Raw genomic sequence first — 19,071 nt, 5'->3', positions numbered from 1 at the left:
GGCTACGCGGCACAACTATGACTATGCGGCTATCGCGTTTTACGCCATTAAATGCTCCGCAACCCTGCGGATGTACCAAGAATAGCAATGTTATGCCAAGCAAGGGATAAAAGTTTCAATTCATTGCACTTTTTGTTCTAAGTTCTTTGCAAAACGACGCAATTCAGACCAATTTACCGTTGACGTGCTGCTGATAGTAATCGCACAGTTGTTCCAACGGAAGAGGGCGGCAGAAGAGATAACCCTGTAAATAATCTACGTGGCGTTGGCGCAGATATTCGGCCTGCTCCTCCGTTTCTATCCCTTCGGCAACGATTTGTAGCTTCAACTTTTGTGCTAATTCCAGAACCGCATCTAAAACCGGCGCGGTGACGGTTTCTAAGCCGATAGAGTTCACAAAACCGCGGTCTATTTTTAAATAATCAATTTTGTAGCGCTGGAGATAAATCAGTGCGCTGTGGCCGGTGCCGAAATCGTCGATGGCCAGTTCAATGCCACACGCGTGCAGCCAATCGAAAATTTTCTCAGCGCCGCCGTCTTGCACCATGCTGCGTTCGGTAATTTCGAACAACGGAATGAAATGCTCGGTGGGCATCAAATCGAGGAAATGGCGCACGTCAGCTTTAAAACTGTCTAACGTCATGTGTAGAGGAGAAATATTCAGTCCTAACTTGGTGCCTTTGGGCACGAAATCGATCAGTCGATGCGCGTCTTGAGCCGCCAGCTCCATAATGTGCTGGGTCAAACGATCGATAAGCCCTTCGGATTCACAGTAGGGAATAAATTCGTCTGGTGGAACCAACCCGAGTTTAGGGTGTTTCCAACGAATCAGCGCTTCAAATCCCCCGGGCAGCTGAGTCTCTGAATGAATGACTGGCTGGTAAACAAGGAAAAACTGACCGCGCTTGATCCCTTGTAAAATATCGCGATCGAGCCGTCTTTGCTGCGATAGTACATAGAAGGTGATGAGCCAAGCCACCATAGCAACCAGCAAAGTCACAAGACCAAGCAGGCCTAAATCGCCGGCTGATAACGGGCTACCATAAAGGCGGAAGGTAAAGCGGTTCTTTTCATCCTGCATAATGATATCGGGATGAGCGGGCAGCGCGCTCTCGGCAACGATTTTTGGCTCAAAAGTGCTGATAGCACGATCTTTTATGGTTAGCGCTAGGCCTGAGATGGTGCGCTCACGGCTAAAAAACAGCATGTAGGGCGCCGGATTGATATCCAGCGTCAGCAATACGCCGGTGCGGGTTCCATCACCGATAGAGTGCCAAAATGCAATCACGGGGCGATCGGGAACCAGCGGAGTTCCCTGCTGTAGCACCATGTCGGAATCACGATTTAGGTCAAGCTTGGGATAAATTTTTGATGCCGGTGATGACATGCTATGTGTGACGCTTGAGCAAACGGCAATGCCGTCACGAACCAGAATATAGGCCCGAACGCCGCCGCTGAATACGGCTTTGCTTGCCAAGGTGTTCACCACGCTCTCACAGTCGAGCGCGGTAAGAGGAAGAAGCGAGACCATTTTTTGGTCTAAGTCATCGGCCAAATGTGTGGCGTACATCAGCCCTGTTTTTGCCAATTCATATTGCTGGTTTTGGCGTTGGTGCTGTATAGCATGTCCAGCCAGAATAACGAAAACAATGGCTACAAGCGCCGCAATTAACGTTGATATCAAGATGCGTAATGATGTTGAAACGGGTTTTCTGTACAAGGCTGAGGGTAACACCATGCCGCTGTTCCTAGATAAAATTGGGTCCTGAGTAAATTAAGGAACACCTGTCGTTATTGATTAGGATTTTTCTAGGAAGAAAATATGATATTTCCATTAATAAATACAGGGATATTTCTTTTTGATATGAATAATTCTATTGCTAAGGGATTAATTAAAAATGAAAAATGTTTATTTAATGTGAATTATGATGACGAGAAGATGTCTGCTATTGGGCTAACTATATGAAGCCAAATATATTTAATATAAAAGGCTTCATATATCTAATTGTGTTTTTTTTAACCGCTTGAAACGTTTTATTTTATTATCGGCCGGAGCATATCAAAGCGATTTTCATCGCTGATCGTGTAATAGGCCGAAGGGCCTCCGGCTCGCAAAATAGGATTTGCCGCTGCGGTTTGATATACGCCTTGATTGTTGAGTAGATTTTTCGCGATATGAATGCCGATAACTTCACCTAATATCAGCCACGAATCAAATGGCTGACCATATTGGTCTTGCAACTGAATACACTGCGTTAGCTTGCACTCAAAATTGACCGGACTTTCCGCAACGCGCGCGGCCTTCACCCACTGGCTGGTCTGCATATTCACACCGGAAAATACAAATTCGTCTTCCCCGCGAGAGAGCGCCGCGGAGCTTTGGTTCATAGCTTCTGCCGTTTCTATCGTCGCAAGATTCCAAACAAATTCGCCGGTTTCATTGATGTTCGCCACGCTGTCTTTCCAGCCGCTGCTAGCGAAGCCAATCACCGGCGGATGATAGCTGAAACAGTTGAAAAAGCTGTAGGGAGCCAGATTGTGTTTGCCGTCGGCGCTGATTGAACTGATCCAGCCAATTGGGCGGGGGCCAATAATGGCATTAAGCGGATCGTGGCTTAATCCATGCCCTTGGCGAGGCTGATAGCTGTAATACTCAAAGGGTGAAGACATATAACATCCTTACGCATTGAACAGAATTAGCAACAGCTTACAGTATAAACAGGTGCGGCTTGGTGCTATCGGTGTGGCTGTGTTGGCTCTGCCCCTTAACGCAACGCCAGCCATTTAGGGTATACTCCGGCTAATTTCCCTATTTTATTCCTCTGACCGACGGCGCTGGCGGCTTTTAGGCGGCAAAGCGCATAGGGGAATACACTCATGATGTCTTAACGTTGATCGAAATCGCCGAATGAAAAATCCAAAGAAAAAGAACTTTCCTGCACAGAAAACCAATTTGCATCCTCGTAACCTTCATCGTGAACGTTATGATTTCACCACTTTATGCGAAACTTCGCCGGAGCTAAAAGCGTTTGTTTTCCGCAACCAATGGGGCGATGACAGCATTGATTTTGCCGAGCCATTGGCGGTGAAAGCATTAAACAGCGCCTTGCTGAAGCATTTTTATCAGGTTGAACACTGGGATATTCCAGAAGGCTATCTGTGTCCACCGATCCCTGGCCGTGCAGATTATCTGCATTATTTGGCTGATGTGCTGGCGGCAGATCACGGCTATCAGGTTCCTCGTGGGCAGAATGTGTGCATTCTTGATATCGGCGTTGGCGCAAACTGTATTTATCCACTGATTGGCCAGCACGCGTATGGCTGGCGTTTTACCGGTACTGAAGTCGATACGGTGGCGCTAAAATCAGCGGGTGCCGTTATCAAGGCAAATCCGCAAGCAGCAAAAAATATTCGTCTGCGCCAGCAGCAAGACCCGAACAAAATTCTGAAAGGGGCGATCAAGAGCGGTGAGCATTATGCCGCCACGATGTGTAATCCGCCGTTCCACCGTTCTGCGGAAGATGCGCTGAGCGGCACCCGTCGTAAACTGACTAACTTGGGTCGTGACGCCAGCGCACCGGTGCTGAACTTCGGTGGAAAAGCCGGTGAGCTGTGGTGTGAAGGCGGTGAAGTTGCGTTCATCACCAAAATGATCGAAGAGAGCGAATCTTTTGCCAAGCAGGTAGGTTGGTTCACCAGTTTGGTTTCTCGTCAGGAGAACTTGCCCGCGATTTATGAAGCCTTGGAAGAGGTGGAGGCGCTGGACGTTCGCACTATTGAAATGTCTCAAGGGCAGAAAGTTAGCCGCTTTATTGCATGGACGTTCTTGCCAGAGAACAAGCGTAAAATCCGCTAATCTCCACGCAATCTTTAATGCCTCTCCAAATGGAGAGGCATTCTTACCCATTATTTTTCAACGTTATTTGTGTCGTTCTGCGGTGGTAACAAAGCCTGTTGTTCCGGTGCCGCATAGCTGATTTGAACATTTTGATGCGGCGTTTTAATTCCAGCCCGCTGGAAATGCTCTTTCACCAGTTTGTCTAACGCATATTGAATCGTCCACTGTTGCAGTGCAACGGTGCGAATTGTCGTGCGTAGCGTAAATGACACATCATCCAATTTCACCACGCCGTTAAACGCGGGTTCACCAATAAGTAAGCTTTTTAAGCGCGGATTATCGCGTAATTCAGCGACCGCCTGTTTCAATACTTCGTTGGCTTTCTCGATATCTTCATCGCGACTAATCACGTAGTTGGCGCGATATACACCGAATTCACGTGCATAGTTAGCCACGGTGGTGATCGACGAGTAGGGCACCAGATGATAAACGCCATAATCGTCCCGCAGGCCGATAGAACGAATAGTCATGCGCTCGACGGTGCCGGTAATGCCAAATACGGTGACGTATTCACCGGTATTCATGCCATTTTCAAACTGGATGAATATGCCGTTAATGACGTCTTTAACCAACGTTTGAGCACCAAAGCTGACGGCGAGCGTTAATGCTCCAGCGCCCGCCAGCAGTGGTGCAATGTTGATGCCGATCTGTGACAGGATGATCATCACGGTGATCGTGGTAATCACGATGGATAACACATTGCGGAATAGCGTCAGCAGCGTACGTTCACGAGCACCAGGGTGCTTGGGATTATCCATTTCAAGGCTGAGCCGATGTTCAATCACGCTGGCGAGCAGTGTCCATCCCAGAACCGCAATAAACATGATCAGCAGAATATGAACCAATCCGCCAATAATTTTTTCACCGGTGGCCGAGTCTAGCCATGCCCGAAGGCCGAATATGTGCCATGCATCGAGCAGGAACAGCAGGATCGCCACCACAACGATAAACCGCATGATTTGCAGCGCGCTAGGAATATAGGAGTTTACGCGCCGTTCCAGCATCGGGTATTTGAGCTTGATGTCGGCAGGCAGCGTGATGCGGCGTGAGATCCAGCGGGTGAGCAGGCCTGAAATAAGCGCACCGGAGCCAACGACGATCAGGCTTTTAATCGTGGCACTCATCATGAAAGCGAGGCTGCTGCCGGGGTCGAACTGTGACAGTAAAAACAGAACCAGAAAATAAACGATGGCCAGAATATGCCAAATGTGTGAAAGCGCATGTAAAAATACGCCGAAAAAGGCCAGCGAGCGGTTGCCAAGCGCGGCGATTTCTTTCTGTATCCGCAGGCGGTTGACCAGTATCAAGCCAATAGCATAAACGGTCAGAGCCAACATTATGCAGAAGTTCACCAGCACGGCAGATGAAGCCCCGAGCTGCACCTGAATAATAGGCACCACCACCATCAACCCATAGCCAATAAGGCCGCTTAGCCATGCGAGGCGTGTATTCCAATATTTTGCGGTTGCGTCGCTAAAAGGGAACGGGCGTAGATAGTCAAATTTAGGCGCGAATATCAGGCGCAATATGGCTTTGAAAAACTCAATCAGGGCAAAAGCGTTCAGGAAAAGGGCTTGCTGGCGCATCGTAACCGGACTGTTAGTGCCGAAGGTGGTCGCGATAATGTTTCCGGCGGTGACGCAAAACAGCAGGATCAGTAAATCAATAACGAATGCGCTGATAATGGCGGTTGGGCGTCGCGCCCAGTCTGCTCGTTTCTCACGTGCTTTGTGCCCCCAACTGCCAATTCGCTTATAAAACGGCGTAGCAAAAAAACGAATCGCTAAAAATAGCGCAAAGGTCACAGCAACGGTGAACAGGAAATGAGTGAGGGCAGGCCAAAACGTTTGGGGGTTAAACGTTTTATGCGGTGGCGATTTCAGCGCCGTAATTAACCTGTCCAATTTGCTCTGCGCGACGGTGAGGTAGCCTTGAATATTGGAATCAAGCTGGTCAGCAAAGGTTTCATCGCGGGTTTCAGCAGGGACAGTACTGGCGCTTTTTTCTGCCAGTGGTTTACCGGTTTTGGCGCTGTCACGCAGTTCAGCAATCAGCGCATCGCGGCTGTTGGTGTCAGACAGAATGTCAGCTAATGCGGAATAGGCTGCTTTAGAATCCGTTTCCTTTTGGGGTTCAACGGCATTCACGCTGGCTGAGCATGAAAAAAAGAGAACGGCGAGTAAAACGAGGTACCGAGTAAAAAAGGGGATAAGGCGGGCTCCCTGTAGCATAAAAAAGCTCCATTAAACAAGCGGAAAACAGGACTTGGCGATGGGGTTTTGAGTGAACGATATAGGCATCAGACCCTCGTTTACCGTTGCCGATAGCGGGGATGATTGAGCGATATGCGTTTAAGTATAGGAATAACGAGCAGATTTTGCTGAGTATTCGTGAGCGATTCGTGCGTAATTGAGGTGATAATCAGATTTGAGCAAAAAAAGGGCGCTGGATATGCGCCCATTGTGGCCTATTGCAGTATTTCTTTTAGCTCGTAAAAGTGGATAGCGTTAATGTCTAATTCATCGGAAATACTCCATGAATTGATAATATCAATATCGTTAACGCAAAGATAAGGCATTGCCTGACGTTCAATGGCCTGCATGATTTCATCATCTCGGCCATAACTGGTTTGTTGGCGTTCAAATTCGCGGTATAGCGCGCCGTGTTGCTGATCAAATATCCACTTTTTGACTTGGTAGCTTCCATTTTTAAGGCCTGAAAAATCAAAGGTTAGGCGTATTTTTAAATCTTGAATGATTTGTTCTTGCATCGATAGATAGGGGTGAAAAATGACTGGGTTGGTAAGCAGGAGTTGATACCCGTTTTCAATCTGGGTTAACAAGTAGTGTTCGCTCTGAGACATGATGTTTCCACGTAGACGCGTATTTAAGCGCAGCACATGATAAATAGGCCTGCGAGTATTGCTGATGTAAAACAGTGCCAAACTGCGAATATCTATGTAGGTTGCGCTCAGCGCTTCATGCTGAATTTCAGAATTAATCCAAAATCCAACCGTACTAACCTGCGGTGGCAGCTTTAGCAGAGCACGGATGAGCAATGCACCACGAAAGAAGCGGCCATTTGTATGACGCGTATCGCCAGTTAGGGTATTCCACGAGGCGAGATAAAGCGATGCGTTAATATTATGTCGATGGAGCTGAGCTAAAATAAGTAGGGTGCGTCGCTGAATGAATTCATCGTGATTATGCTTTATCTCTTCTTGTAATTTAGCTAAATTAATTTGCTCATTTGGATTAGCCGCATAGCCAATAAAATCGACTAATTTTGCCATGCGGCTATGGAAAAATGGGTCATTGCTAAGCTCATTTTTATCGGCATGAAATGAATGGAAAATACCAATTTCCGCCTTGGGTAACCATTTTTTGATGACCTCATAAACCGATTGAAAAATTAGCGAAATATTGGCATTCTGCCTCTGGTTTTCGTCAGTGGGATAACAGATAAAACGCCATGATTGAAGATAACGCATGCCAAACATATTAATGTTGTGCTGAATAAATCGGCTTAGCTTAGTGAGATATTGCTCGGGCTCACAGGATATTTTATGCATGTAGAGTCTGAGTATGAGACCAATTTTATGGCGGTGCAGAAAAGCTATGGCTTCATCGGTATTATCATAGGGTGAAAATGAAGGCTTGTATTCATCTGAAATAAACTCAGGAAGAATACTATCACCGGATATGAGGTGGTAAACCTCAACGTATGCAACGCCAATTTCTTTGTGAGTCAGACTGATTTGTTGCTGAATAGAATATTTAAGTATCTGGGATATTTCACCAACCATTAAAGTAATGTTTGGGGGCTCTTTTATTGTTTTCTTTGTTCCAGATAAATGCAGTTTTTGTTCTCTAATCGGTATCCGATGATATAGGCGCCGATCGCTGTTTTCATTGACCGTCTGAGTGAGCAACTGTAGTAATTGGTGATGTTTCAATGGTCGCTCTAGGTATTGGCTTCCAGCTACACAGGCAGAGACTGCAGTGTGTTGAGAATCTAAGTACGTTGAGCTACGATTTTCTTACCGAAGCTGATGTGCTGATTTTCCGTATCGGCGATGAAAGAGATCGCTGAGGTGGCGTGTGCGAGTAAAACCACATTCTTCGGCGATTTGGTAGATAGGTTTAGACGTCGTTGATAATGTATGCATTGCATTTTTAAGACGTAATTGGCTAAGGTATTCAGTGAAATTAATACTGACCTCTTTTTTAAATAAGCGCGATAAATAAGCAAAAGAGACATGTTCTTGCTCGGCGATTTGGCGCAGAGAAAGAGGCCGGTGGCTATTTTTGCTAATAAACTCAATAATATTATCTATTCTTCTGCTATAAGGGGAGTGATTGAGACTATCGGTATTTTTTTTCTCTTTCTCTTTAAAATAAACCACCAGTAATAATAGTATTTCTGATAAGTAGCTATTAGCTTCTAGTTGGGAACTTTCTTGGCTGCCTCGCAACTGTGTTATAGTGAGTTTGGCAATCAGAGCTCGCAGACTGCATAAGTATTTATAATAATAATCTGGTGATTGAAAAGGTATGAGGTAGCGAAACTGATAATAGTTTGGAAAGTAACGCAAAAAATATCGGCTATTGATGACTAATTTGATCAAAATGTTATCGCTTTCCCCGCTAATACTGAAATGACTATTATGGTTAACGATTGCAATTTGATTAGCACCTAGCCGCTGAAGTTTTTCATCAATAACGATATCAATCTCTCCCTGTAATACGAAAAGTAGGCTAATACCGCTAATTGCTGCGGTGGGGTGATAAATAACATTTCCGATCTCTAATAAATAGTCATCTAACAGTGACTTGATTTTTCCATCCATGTTGATTCTCTCGGCGTTCCCTACGTTGGTCATATATTGTCATGCTTTTTTTTGCGTTTTTATTTTTAGCTTCACATAAATGAGCAAAAAAACGGATGTTCTGCCCAAGCGCCGACCTTGGATGTAGACGCTGATGCTCGAATAATAAACAGCAATATCGGATAGAAAGGGAATGGCAATGAAAAAAATAATTGATGTGTTAGAACGTTATCAGGATCGCTACATTGAGCTGCGGCGCAGCTTGCACCGTCACCCGGAAATCGGCCTAGAAGAGCATAATACCAGTGATATCGTAGCAGCCAAACTGCAGGCATGGGGTTATGACGTAGATCGTGGCATGGGTAAAACTGGCGTTGTAGGGACACTAAAAGTTGGAGGAGGAAGTAAAAGGTTAGGTTTACGAGCGGATATGGATGCACTTCCAATGCAGGAGAATAGTGGAAAACCGTGGTGCAGCGTGCTTACCGGTAAATTTCATGGTTGCGGGCATGATGGACATACCACAACGTTGCTCTATGCAGCTGAATATCTTGCCCAAACCCGCAATTTTGACGGGACGTTACATCTGATTTTTCAGCCAGGTGAAGAGTTGCTGTATGGCGGCCGCTTAATGTTAGAGGACGGCCTATTCAAGCGCTATCCCTGCGACGCTATTTTTGCCTTGCACAATATGCCTGGTTTGAGAAAAGGTCATTTTTACTTCAAAACCGGCGCGATGATGGCCTCTTCAGATACGGTGCATATCCATGTGAAAGGTGTGGGTGGGCACGGCGGTATTCCCGAATTGACCGTTGATGCGGGGCTTGTTGCCTGTCAAATTGCAGTAGCGCTGCAAACGATTGTTTCTCGTAACGTAACGCCTTTTGAGCCAGCAGTAGTAACCGTCGGCAGCATACAGTCGGGGGAAGCTCCCAATATCATCAATGCCAATGCACTGCTTAAATTAACTATTCGCACGCTAAATGCTGACGTGCGCCAACTCGTGCTAAAGCGTATTCAAGAAATTGCAACGGCGCAGGCTGTAAGTTTCGGAGCCACAGCCACGCTGGAGCATATCAATGGTAGCCCCGTATTGGTTAATGGCGCTGAGGCCACACAGTTTGCTATTTCAGTTGCGCAGAATCTGTTTGGCGAGGCTCGGGTATGCACCGATGCTAAAGCGCTGACCGGTAGTGAAGACTTTGCTTTTATGTTGGAGGCAAACCCTAATGGCTCCTACTTAATGATTGGCGCAGGAGAGGGGGCTGATGTTCCGCGAGTGCATAGCCCCGCCTATGATTTTGACGATGAGTTATTACTTCCCGGTGCGGCATATTGGTGTGAGTTAGCACAGGCCTATTTGCAATGATTTAACTAGGTACCGCTCAGTTCCATATATGGAAATGACCCTATAAATCCAACGTGTGGGGCGCAGAAATATGCATGCTGTACCTCGCATGGTGGTAATAAACAGAGGAGGTTCATTATGTCACTGGTCAGCGATGTAGACGTCGGACAGAGTTCTTTTAAAGGCAACGATCGCCTAACGTTGGGTATGGTTTTTGGCGTTCTGACCTTTTGGTTATTTGCACAGTCTATGGTCAATATCATCCCCGCAGTTCGGGCAGATATTGATATTCCTCTTGAGTCTCTAAATTTAGCAGTGAGTTTATCTGCTTTATTTTCAGGTTGTTTTATTGTCGTAATTGGTGGGCTAGCGGATACTTTTGGCCGAGTAAAAATGACTTATATCGGTTTTATACTCAGTATCCTTGGCTGTTTATGCTTGATTCTGGCGCAAGGAACGCTGTTGTTTACCTTTGGCCGTATTATTCAAGGACTCTCAGCCGCCTGTATTATGCCAGCCACTCTGGCGCTGATTAAAACTTACTATGCTGGCAGTGAGCGGCAACGGGCATTGAGTTTTTGGTCAATAGGTTCGTGGGGCGGATCTGGCCTTTGCTCCTTAGCGGGCGGCGCTATTGCAACCTACCTTGGTTGGAAATGGATCTTTATTTTTTCAATCATCTTCTCTGTTGTAGGGATGTTACTGATCCGAGGAACGCCGGAGAGTAAAATTGAAGAGTCGCAAAAACAGCCATTTGATTACTCGGGCTTGATAAGCTTTGTGATAGCGTTGATATCATTGAATCTGGTTATTACCAAAGGTGCTAAATTTGGTTGGACCAGCGCTGAGGTTGGCTGTTTGTTGGTGATCTTCGTGGTATCGCTGTTTATTTTCTTTCGTGTGGAGCAGTTAAAGAAAGAGCGTAGTTTCATTGACTTTGCTCTGTTTGATAACCGTCCTTACACTGGTGCGAGTTTTTCTAATTTTATGCTTAATGCAGTGGCTGGAACGTTGCTGGTAGCTAGTATCTATGTACAGCAAGAGCGTGGTTTCACGGCTTTTCAATCTGGCGCATTGACAATTGGTTACCTGATTGCCGTACTGGGAATGATTAGGGTTGGTGAGAAGATCCTACAAAAGGTTGGCGCTAAAAAACCGATGGTGTGGGGAACGCTGACGACTGGTATTGGGGTCGCGATTATGGCATTGACGTTTTTACCCAACACAACTTATGTCGTGGTTGTTTTTGTCGGCTATATCCTATTTGGCTTAGGGTTGGGATTTTATGCAACTCCGTCAACCGATACGGCAATATCCAGCGCTTCAGCCGACAAAATTGGCGTTGCGTCAGGTATTTATAAAATGGCGAGTTCACTAGGTGGTGCCTTTGGGATGGCGATCTCTGCTTCAGTCTATACGGCCCTATTGCCATTGGGAGGCGCTGTGGCGGCGTCTGCGGGGCTGCTGGTTAACGTGGCATTTTGTGTATTGGCAATTCTTTCAATTATGTTAATGGTGCCAGAAAATGCGGGAAAGCATGGTTAAGGTAATGACGGCCGTTCACAGATAGCTGATTTATTGCTTACGTCAAATCAGGGAAGCGAGGGCTCAGTCTATACCGAGCCCTTTTATTTTAGAGGAAATATCAGGAAACGTGTTGCAGGAATTCACGCAGGCGATCGCTTGGCGGATTGGTGATCAACGCGTCAGGTTCACCGTCTTCGGTGATGCGGCCCTTATCGACGAAAATCAATCGCGATGCCACTTTCTGCGCAAAGCCGATTTCATGAGTAACGATAACCATCGTCATGCCTTCTTCAGCCAGATCTTTCATCACCGTCAGCACTTCATGACGCAGTTCTGGATCGAGGGCGGAGGTGGGTTCATCAAACAGCATCATTTTCGGCTTAACGGCCAACGCACGGGCAATAGCCACACGCTGTTGCTGACCGCCAGAAAGTTCAGACGGATAGTGATCGGCACGTTCAGACAAGCCGACTTTCGCCAACAGCTCGCGTGCGCGTTTTTCCGCATCTTCTTTCTTCATGCGGCGAACACGGATTGGCCCAAACATCACGTTTTCCAGCGCGGTGAGGTGTGGGAACAGATAAAACTGTTGGAAAACCATGCCAGCTTCTTGGCGAATCAAGCGCTCGTCGACTTTAGGGTCGCTCACGTCCATGCCGTCGATAATCAGCTGACCCGCGCTGATCTCTTCCAGCTTGTTGATGCAGCGCAGCAACGTTGATTTTCCAGAACCCGACGGCCCGATGATAACCACCACTTCGCCCTGATTAATATTCAGGTTAATGTCATGCAGTACCGCAGTCTGACCGAAGCTTTTATCAACATGTTTAAATTCAATCATATTATTTTCAATCTTCTTTCCAGACGACGTAATACATAGCTCAGTGCCAATGTGATGATCAGATAAATCACCGCGACTGCGCTCCAAATCTCCATTGCGCGGAAGTTACCGGCAATAATTTCTTGTCCCTGACGGGTCAGTTCGGCAACGCCGATGACGATAAACAGAGACGTATCCTTGATGCTGACGATCCATTGGTTGCCCAGCGGTGGCAGCATGCGGCGTAATGCCAGCGGCATGATGACATAACGCAGGGTGTCGCGTTTGGAGAGGCCAAGAGCCAAACCCGCTTCACGAAAACCATTGTGAATAGAGAGCACTGCACCGCGCGTGATTTCCGCAATGTACGCGCCAGAGTTGATCATGATGGTGACAACCGCGGCGGTGAGCGGATCAATACGTACCGGCATGAAAGCCTGCAGCATCATCGGCAGTGCGAAGTAGATGAACATCACCTGCACCACGATAGGGGTGCCGCGAATCAGCTCAATGAAAACCAGCGCGATGTGGTTGCTTAACCAGCCACCATAGGCGCGGGCGAAACCTGCCACGAGGCCGATAACCAAGCCACCAAGCAAACCGACCACTGAAATCCACAGCGTCAGCTTGGCCCCTTCGAGCAGGATAGGAATAGCGTCCCAAATGGCGCTCCACTCAAACTGCATGTTGTATTCTCCTGGAAACTAAAAAAACCTACTAATAACAGCAATATGTTTCTATTACCCAAAATAATTCAAGTTGCTTGAAGGCGGCAAACCCGTGAATCCTCAGGAGCTTACTCAAGTAAGTGACTGGGGTGAGCGGGAGCAGCCAACGCATAAGCAGCTTGAAGTATGACGGGTATAAATGGGTCAAAGTCTGGAGGCACTACTGAGTCAGCGCCTCCAGAGAGTCAGGCTATATTTGTGTAATAACGTGCTTATTTAGGTTCTACGCCAAACCATTTTTTGTAGATTTCGTTGTACGTACCGTTGTCACGCAGCGTTTTTAACGCGCCGTTGACCTTTTCACGTAAATCGCTGCCTTTAGGGAAAGCGATGCCGTATTGTTGGGCTTCTAAAGAGTCACCCACGGCTTTGAACTGGCCATGACCCGCGGTTTTGATGAAATACAGAATGTTTGGGGTGTCGTGCAGTACGGCGTCTGCGTTACCGGTGCCTAACTCAAGATAGGCGTTGTCGATATTTGGGAACTGACGTAGGTCTTTGGTTTTGATGTTGGCTTTCGCGTAATCAACACCAGCAGTTCCGCTTTTAACCGCGACGACTTTTCCGTTCAGATCTTTCACACTTTTTACGTCGTTGTTATCTTTTTTCACCATAACCAGCAGACCGCTGTTGTAATAGCCATCGGAGAAGTCGATCGCCTTTTTACGTTCGTCGGTGATGCTGATCCCTGCTAACGCTAAATCAACGTTACGGGTCTGCAGACCAGGAATAATCCCGCTGAAATCCATTGGCTTGAGGGTATAAGAAAGATTCAGCTGTTTGGCAATCGCATCCCATAAATCGATGTCGAAACCAACGTACTTATCACCCTGTTTGAATTCGAAAGGAACAAATGCGGTATCGGTAGCCACGATAAGCTGTTTCTCAGCGGCATGAGAGCTCATGGCAAAAGCTAAGGCGAGAGCGGCTACAGATGCTTTAATTACAGATTTCATAAGCAAAAATTCCTTAAATTTCGGGATGGCCCATTTGTGTTTACTTGATTGGTAATGAAAAAATCATGCCAACTATTTATTTTATATGTATATCAAATGGTTATTGGATGTTGTGGGTGCAAATTAACCGATTCGCATAAGGTTAATCTGATATCTGCATTTTTATGGTGCCCCATTATGGTGCGTCAGTGACGCTTGTGGTGCACCGCAGTAGATTTAAGGGAAAAGTGTCGATTTCACAATCTAAATTTAACAATTTTGTTTCAGTTGTGATAACTAAATCTAACTTTTGCCGAGAGGGAAGAGATTTTTGCACTGAAAAAGTGCATTTATTGGGTGAGAAGCGTTTGGGGTTGGCAAACTATACGGCAAATTCAGCGTTGAAAATGCCGTAATCATTTTTCGTGTTTTTGCGTTAAACGTGTAGTGATGAAAATTATTTGGTGATGGGTGGATGATAAAACTCGCCGTTTAGCCAAAGCTGAACACCGTGACGGCACGCTTCAAAGCATGGCTCAGGCATACGCTGAGGGTTACACCAACGCCACTGCTCGCACTTTTCAGGTTCGCGCAATTGCGGTTCGCCGCGCAAATAGGTGGCAACCATAATCATGGAGACATTATGCACACCTTCGTCAATCCAGGTGCCTAAATTATTGGTGACGCCGATCAGACGAGGTTCAGCCACAATCAGCCCAGTCTCTTCTTCTACTTCGCGAATGGCGGCCTGCTCGAAAGTTTCACCTTCTTCTAAGTGTCCACCCGGAATAGACCAGAAGGGCGCGTGGCTACCGCAGCGTTTCCCAAGTAATATTTGCCCTTGTGGGTTGGCGATAATCACACCAACGCCGACTTTAACTGTCATTGATACTCTCCATCAGCAAGCTTCAGCAAATTATCTCAGCTTCATCGATTTAATAACAGCACTTCAGCAAAAGTGTGCTGTTCTTCAAAAAATAGAAAACTCCTTCTGCGAATATCTTGCTTATAAAAAGGCCAAAGGCCAAACTCATCGAAACGATTCAGCGTTGTATTCGATCTGTTATTGAAAATACAGCGCACTTTTTTCCAAAAAGAGCTGAAACGATTCAATCTTGAATTTTGCCCAGTGTGAGAGGAGCGTTTATGTTTCACCTGTCCCCACAAGATATTCATCTTGCCGCTACGGCAAGTAATAAAGAAGAAGCAATTCAACAAATTGCAGCAGCACTGACTCAGGCTGGGTATGTAAGCGAAGGCTACGTACAGGGCATGCTCAATCGTGAAAAACAAACCTCGACCTATTTGGGGAGTGGGATTGCGATTCCGCACGGAACCACCGATACCCGCGAAATGGTTCTGAAAACGGGCGTGAAAGTTTTCCAGTTCCCGCAAGGCGTTGAGTGGAGCGAAGGGCAAAGAGCCTACGTTGTGATTGGTATCGCGGCGCGCTCTGATGAGCATCTGGCCTTGCTGCGTCAGCTGACGCATGTGCTAAGCGATGACAGCGTGGCGCAGCAGATGGCGCAAACCACTTCAGCAGAAGAGTTGCGCAGCTTGCTGATGGGCGAAAGAAGCGTTGCGGCTTTCCGTTTTGATGCAACCATGGTGGCCTTAGATATTGCCGCTGACAGCCTGATGACGTTGCAAGCCATTAACGCCGGTCGTTTACAGCAGGCAGGCGCCGTTAACGCAGAGTTTGTCAGCGATGTGATTACTCGCGCGCCGTTAAATCTGGGGCAGGGTATTTGGCTCAGCGATAGCGCGCTCGGCAATCAGGCAAGCGCCGCAGCGGCTGCGCGTCCACAAACTCCGTTTGAAGTGGATGGCGAGCAGGTTGGATTGTTGCTGACCGTGGCGATGGCCGATGCACAGCCTGAAGGCATGCTGGGTTATCTAAGTTCGCTGCTGCAAAACAACCAAGCCGATCGTTTGCTGAAAGCAGCTGATGCCGCATCGCTGGTGGCTTTGCTGACCAGTGATGTGGCGGAAGAAGATTCCATCGTCAGCGCTGAATTCGTGCTGCGTAACGAGCATGGTTTACACGCTCGTCCTGGCACGCTGCTGGTTAACACCATTAAGAAATTTGAAAGCCAGATCACCGTCACCAATCTTGACGGTTCTGGGGTTCCAGCAAATGGGCGCAGCCTGATGAAAGTTGTTGCGCTGGGCGTTAAAAAAGGTCATCGACTGCGTTTCACTGCCAACGGTAGCGACGCGGCGCAAGCATTAGAAGCAATTGGTCAGGCTATCAATGATGGTCTAGGCGAAGGGGCATAAGAATGAGCAGAAGAGTAGCAACAATTACACTGAATCCGGCCTATGACTTGGTTGGCTATTGCGCGGAAATTGAGCGTGGCGAAGTAAACCGCGTTCAGACCGCCGGCCTGCATGCCGCGGGTAAAGGCATTAACGTGGCCAAAGTGCTGAAAGATCTCGGTATTGACGTGACCGTGGGTGGGTTCCTTGGCAAAGAGAACCAAGACGGATTTCAGCAGTTGTTCAGTGAGCTGGGTATCGCCAACCGTTTTCAGGTCGTTGCGGGCCGTACACGCATCAACGTGAAGCTGACCGAAAAAGACGGCGAAGTTTCTGACTTTAACTTCTCTGGCTTTGAAGTGACCAAGCAGGACTGGGAGCGTTTTGTTAACGATTCTCTAAGCTGGCTGGGACAGTTCGATATGGTATGTGTGAGCGGCAGCCTTCCGGCTGGCGTGGATCCTGATGACTTCACCGATTGGATGCGTCGCCTGCGTAGCCAATGCCCGTGCATCATTTTTGATAGCAGCCGTGAAGCGCTGGTTGCAGGATTAAAAGCTGCGCCTTGGTTAGTGAAACCAAACCGTCGTGAATTAGAAATCTGGGCTGGCCGTGAATTGCCAACGCTGGATGATGTGGTGGGTGCGGCCCATGCGCTGCGCGATCAGGGCATTGCCCACGTGGTGATTTCTCTCGGTGCTGAAGGCGCGCTGTGGGTTAACGCGTCGGGTGCATGGTTGGCTAAGCCACCGGCCTGTGAAGTTGTTAGCACGGTCGGTGCCGGTGACTCCATGGTTGGCGGGTTGATCTATGGTCTGATGATGCGCGAATCCAGCGATCATACGCTGCGCTTGGCAACGGCGGTGGCTGCACTGGCCGTAAGCCAAAGCAACGTCGGCATTTCCGATCGTACCCAGTTGGCCGCCATGATGGCGCGTGTTGACCTGAAGCCTTTTAATTAATTGAGGATGGCCACATGAAAACCTTATTGTTAACCGAAGGCGCTCAGGGACAGGCTCGTAGCTATCTCGCTAAGCGCATGCTGGAAAGTGTTGTAGCAAAACAGGATATCGAGTTGGTAGAGGCGGCTCAGGACGCGGAGCTTATCGTCGTTATCGGTGATGAACAGCCTCAAGACGCTACGTTAAACGGTAAACGTCTGTTTGTCGGCAGCGCAGAAAAAGCGATTCGTGAACCCGAAGCATTCTTGGCTCAGGCAAAAGCAGAAGCTCAGCCCTATCAGTTTGCTAACGCGGCGGTGGCTGCTCCGGCCAAAGGCCAAATGCGCGTGGTAGCCGTAACGGCGTGTCCAACCGGCGTAGCGCATACCTTTATGGCCGCAGAAGCTATTGAAGCTGAAGCCAAAAAACGTGGCTGGTGGGTGAAGGTTGAAACGCGCGGTTCTGTGGGCGCGGGTAACGAAATCACGCCAGAAGAAGTTGCTGCTGCGGATCTCGTGATCGTGGCTGCGGATATTGAAGTTGACCTGAACAAGTTTTCGGGCAAACCGATGTACCGCACGTCTACCGGCTTAGCATTGAAGAAAACCGCGCAGGAGCTGGACAAAGCGCTGGTGGAGTCTGAAACCTTTACGGCGATGAAATCGACCTCATCAACGTCTAGCAAGAAGAAAGAAAGCGCAGGGGCATATCGTCATTTGCTGACCGGTGTTTCCTATATGCTGCCAATGGTGGTGGCCGGTGGTTTGTGTATCGCGCTGTCGTTCGTGTTTGGTATTGAGGCATTTAAACAGCAGGGCACGCTGGCTGCTGCGTTGATGCAGATCGGTGGTGGTTCAGCCTTCGCACTGATGGTGCCGGTATTGGCGGGTTACATTGCCTTCTCCATTGCTGACCGTCCGGGTTTAACCCCAGGTCTGATTGGCGGGATGTTGGCGGTCAGCACCGGTGCAGGATTCTTAGGCGGTATTATCGCTGGTTTCTTGGCAGGCTATGTGGCGAAAGCAATCAGCTCGAAATTGCATTTGCCGCAAAGTATGGAAGCGCTGAAGCCGATCCTGATTATTCCATTGGTGGCGAGCTTGATCACCGGTTTGGCGATGATTTACATCGTTGGTAAACCTGTTGCCGCCATTATGGAAGGTCTGACACATTGGCTGCAGGCGATGGGCACGGCTAACGCGGTGATCTTGGGTGCTATTTTAGGCGCGATGATGTGTACCGATATGGGTGGTCCTGTGAACAAAGCGGCTTACGCCTTTGGTGTGGCGCTGCTGAGTACCCAGACCTACGCACCGATGGCGGCGATTATGGCCGCAGGTATGGTGCCTCCGTTGGCGATGGGCTTTGCCACATTGGTTGCACGTAATAAGTTTGCCCAAAGCGAACGCGAAGGTGGCAAAGCAGCGCTGGTTCTGGGGCTGTGCTTTATCTCCGAAGGGGCCATTCCGTTTGCTGCGCGTGACCCAATGCGCGTTCTACCTTGCTGTATCGCGGGCGGTGCGTTGACTGGTGCGTTGTCGATGTTCTTCGGGGCTAAACTGATGGCTCCACACGGCGGCCTGTTCGTATTGCTCATCCCTGGCGCAATCACTCCAGTGATTCAATATCTGATTGCGATTGTGGCGGGTACGCTGCTAGCCGGTGGTTTGTACGCCCTGCTGAAACGTCCAGACGTGGAAATTGCGGAAGAGAAATTAGCGTAACTCACGGTTATCGCTGATATGAAAATGGGTGCCCACGCGGCACCCATTTTTTTAGCTATTTCT

15 protein-coding genes are annotated in these 19,071 nt (G+C 48.0%); 6 read left to right on the top strand and 9 right to left on the bottom strand.

Features of this window, described 5'->3' with window-relative positions:
* Window positions 1-163 precede the first annotated feature (163 nt).
* Both CPY98_RS13020 and CPY98_RS13015 read right to left on the bottom strand, forming a co-directional pair.
* Window positions 164-1,738: a cyclic di-GMP phosphodiesterase gene (locus CPY98_RS13020; protein WP_046450259.1), complete on the bottom strand. Its 1,575-nt coding sequence runs from the start codon at window positions 1,736-1,738 to the stop codon at window positions 164-166.
* Window positions 1,739-2,034: 296 nt separating this feature from the next.
* The gene (locus tag CPY98_RS13015; protein ID WP_096388002.1) at window positions 2,035-2,670 is read right to left on the bottom strand and encodes a flavin reductase family protein; all 636 of its coding nucleotides are present in this window, start codon (window positions 2,668-2,670) and stop codon (window positions 2,035-2,037) included.
* Between the two features lie 238 nt (window positions 2,671-2,908).
* Between CPY98_RS13015 and rlmF the strand changes: the two genes are divergently transcribed.
* A complete protein-coding gene (gene rlmF, locus CPY98_RS13010) occupies window positions 2,909-3,856 on the top strand; it encodes a 23S rRNA (adenine(1618)-N(6))-methyltransferase RlmF (protein ID WP_096388000.1) in 948 nt (315 codons plus the stop codon).
* A gap of 50 nt (window positions 3,857-3,906) precedes the next feature.
* On the opposite strand, the gene ybiO is transcribed toward rlmF, so the two are convergent.
* From ybiO to CPY98_RS12995, 3 genes are all read right to left on the bottom strand, one after another.
* A complete protein-coding gene (gene ybiO, locus CPY98_RS13005) occupies window positions 3,907-6,129 on the bottom strand; it encodes a mechanosensitive channel protein (protein WP_096387998.1) in 2,223 nt (740 codons plus the stop codon).
* Window positions 6,130-6,365: 236 nt separating this feature from the next.
* The gene (locus CPY98_RS13000; RefSeq protein ID WP_157743849.1) at window positions 6,366-7,853 is read right to left on the bottom strand and encodes a hypothetical protein; all 1,488 of its coding nucleotides are present in this window, start codon (window positions 7,851-7,853) and stop codon (window positions 6,366-6,368) included.
* Between the two features lie 84 nt (window positions 7,854-7,937).
* A complete protein-coding gene (locus CPY98_RS12995; RefSeq protein ID WP_157743848.1) occupies window positions 7,938-8,747 on the bottom strand; it encodes an AraC family transcriptional regulator in 810 nt (269 codons plus the stop codon).
* A 178-nt stretch (window positions 8,748-8,925) separates the two neighbouring features.
* Here CPY98_RS12995 and CPY98_RS12990 point away from each other — a divergent pair, with 178 nt between their 5' ends.
* Window positions 8,926-10,095, top strand: a complete 1,170-nt coding sequence (locus tag CPY98_RS12990; RefSeq protein WP_025798124.1) for a M20 aminoacylase family protein — start codon at window positions 8,926-8,928, stop codon at window positions 10,093-10,095.
* A gap of 117 nt (window positions 10,096-10,212) precedes the next feature.
* The gene (locus CPY98_RS12985) at window positions 10,213-11,619 is read left to right on the top strand and encodes an MFS transporter (RefSeq protein WP_025798126.1); all 1,407 of its coding nucleotides are present in this window, start codon (window positions 10,213-10,215) and stop codon (window positions 11,617-11,619) included.
* Window positions 11,620-11,719: 100 nt separating this feature from the next.
* On the opposite strand, the gene glnQ is transcribed toward CPY98_RS12985, so the two are convergent.
* From glnQ to CPY98_RS12965, 4 genes are all read right to left on the bottom strand, one after another.
* On the bottom strand, window positions 11,720-12,442 hold the full coding sequence (gene glnQ / locus CPY98_RS12980; protein ID WP_096387992.1) for a glutamine ABC transporter ATP-binding protein GlnQ: 723 nt from the start codon (window positions 12,440-12,442) through the stop codon (window positions 11,720-11,722).
* Window positions 12,439-13,107 carry a glutamine ABC transporter permease GlnP gene (gene glnP / locus CPY98_RS12975; RefSeq protein WP_025798130.1) on the bottom strand — a complete coding sequence of 223 codons (669 nt, stop codon included), beginning with the start codon at window positions 13,105-13,107 and terminating at the stop codon, window positions 12,439-12,441. Before glnP ends, glnQ begins: the two co-directional genes overlap by 4 nt.
* Window positions 13,108-13,361: 254 nt before the next feature.
* Complete coding sequence (glnH, locus tag CPY98_RS12970; RefSeq protein WP_025798133.1) at window positions 13,362-14,105, bottom strand: glutamine ABC transporter substrate-binding protein GlnH; 744 nt, start codon at window positions 14,103-14,105, stop codon at window positions 13,362-13,364.
* A gap of 436 nt (window positions 14,106-14,541) precedes the next feature.
* Complete coding sequence (locus CPY98_RS12965; protein ID WP_043493944.1) at window positions 14,542-14,970, bottom strand: NUDIX hydrolase; 429 nt, start codon at window positions 14,968-14,970, stop codon at window positions 14,542-14,544.
* A gap of 260 nt (window positions 14,971-15,230) precedes the next feature.
* On the opposite strand from CPY98_RS12965, the gene fruB reads away from it, so the two are divergent.
* Genes fruB through fruA form a run of 3 tightly spaced genes read left to right on the top strand, consistent with a single transcriptional unit; the run spans window position 15,231 to window position 19,008 of the window.
* Window positions 15,231-16,364: a fused PTS fructose transporter subunit IIA/HPr protein gene (gene fruB / locus CPY98_RS12960; protein ID WP_096387990.1), complete on the top strand. Its 1,134-nt coding sequence runs from the start codon at window positions 15,231-15,233 to the stop codon at window positions 16,362-16,364.
* Between the two features lie 2 nt (window positions 16,365-16,366).
* Window positions 16,367-17,305 (top strand): 1-phosphofructokinase, encoded by a 939-nt coding sequence (gene fruK, locus CPY98_RS12955; RefSeq protein WP_025798139.1) that lies wholly within the window; start codon window positions 16,367-16,369, stop codon window positions 17,303-17,305.
* Window positions 17,306-17,319: 14 nt separating this feature from the next.
* Entirely contained in the window at window positions 17,320-19,008 is a 1,689-nt protein-coding gene (gene fruA / locus CPY98_RS12950) for a PTS fructose transporter subunit IIBC (RefSeq protein ID WP_096387988.1), read from the top strand.
* Window positions 19,009-19,071 lie beyond the last annotated feature (63 nt).

Source organism: Hafnia sp. CBA7124, from assembly GCF_002355555.1.
Classification (GTDB): Bacteria; Pseudomonadota; Gammaproteobacteria; order Enterobacterales; family Enterobacteriaceae; genus Hafnia; species Hafnia alvei.
Note: the sequence above shows the minus strand (reverse complement) of the source record. Positions and strands in the feature narration are given on the sequence as shown.

Coding starts and splice junctions, on each gene's coding strand:
- CPY98_RS12990 (WP_025798124.1), top strand. CDS start 8,926: ATGAAAAAAATAATTGATGTGTTAGAACGTTATCAGGATCGCTACATT.
- fruB (WP_096387990.1), top strand. CDS start 15,231: ATGTTTCACCTGTCCCCACAAGATATTCATCTTGCCGCTACGGCAAGT.
- rlmF (WP_096388000.1), top strand. CDS start 2,909: ATGAAAAATCCAAAGAAAAAGAACTTTCCTGCACAGAAAACCAATTTG.
- glnP (WP_025798130.1), bottom strand. CDS start 13,107: ATGCAGTTTGAGTGGAGCGCCATTTGGGACGCTATTCCTATCCTGCTC.
- fruK (WP_025798139.1), top strand. CDS start 16,367: ATGAGCAGAAGAGTAGCAACAATTACACTGAATCCGGCCTATGACTTG.
- ybiO (WP_096387998.1), bottom strand. CDS start 6,129: ATGCTACAGGGAGCCCGCCTTATCCCCTTTTTTACTCGGTACCTCGTT.
- CPY98_RS13020 (WP_046450259.1), bottom strand. CDS start 1,738: ATGGTGTTACCCTCAGCCTTGTACAGAAAACCCGTTTCAACATCATTA.
- fruA (WP_096387988.1), top strand. CDS start 17,320: ATGAAAACCTTATTGTTAACCGAAGGCGCTCAGGGACAGGCTCGTAGC.
- glnQ (WP_096387992.1), bottom strand. CDS start 12,442: ATGATTGAATTTAAACATGTTGATAAAAGCTTCGGTCAGACTGCGGTA.
- CPY98_RS12965 (WP_043493944.1), bottom strand. CDS start 14,970: ATGACAGTTAAAGTCGGCGTTGGTGTGATTATCGCCAACCCACAAGGG.
- CPY98_RS12985 (WP_025798126.1), top strand. CDS start 10,213: ATGTCACTGGTCAGCGATGTAGACGTCGGACAGAGTTCTTTTAAAGGC.
- CPY98_RS12995 (WP_157743848.1), bottom strand. CDS start 8,747: ATGGATGGAAAAATCAAGTCACTGTTAGATGACTATTTATTAGAGATC.
- glnH (WP_025798133.1), bottom strand. CDS start 14,105: ATGAAATCTGTAATTAAAGCATCTGTAGCCGCTCTCGCCTTAGCTTTT.
- CPY98_RS13015 (WP_096388002.1), bottom strand. CDS start 2,670: ATGTCTTCACCCTTTGAGTATTACAGCTATCAGCCTCGCCAAGGGCAT.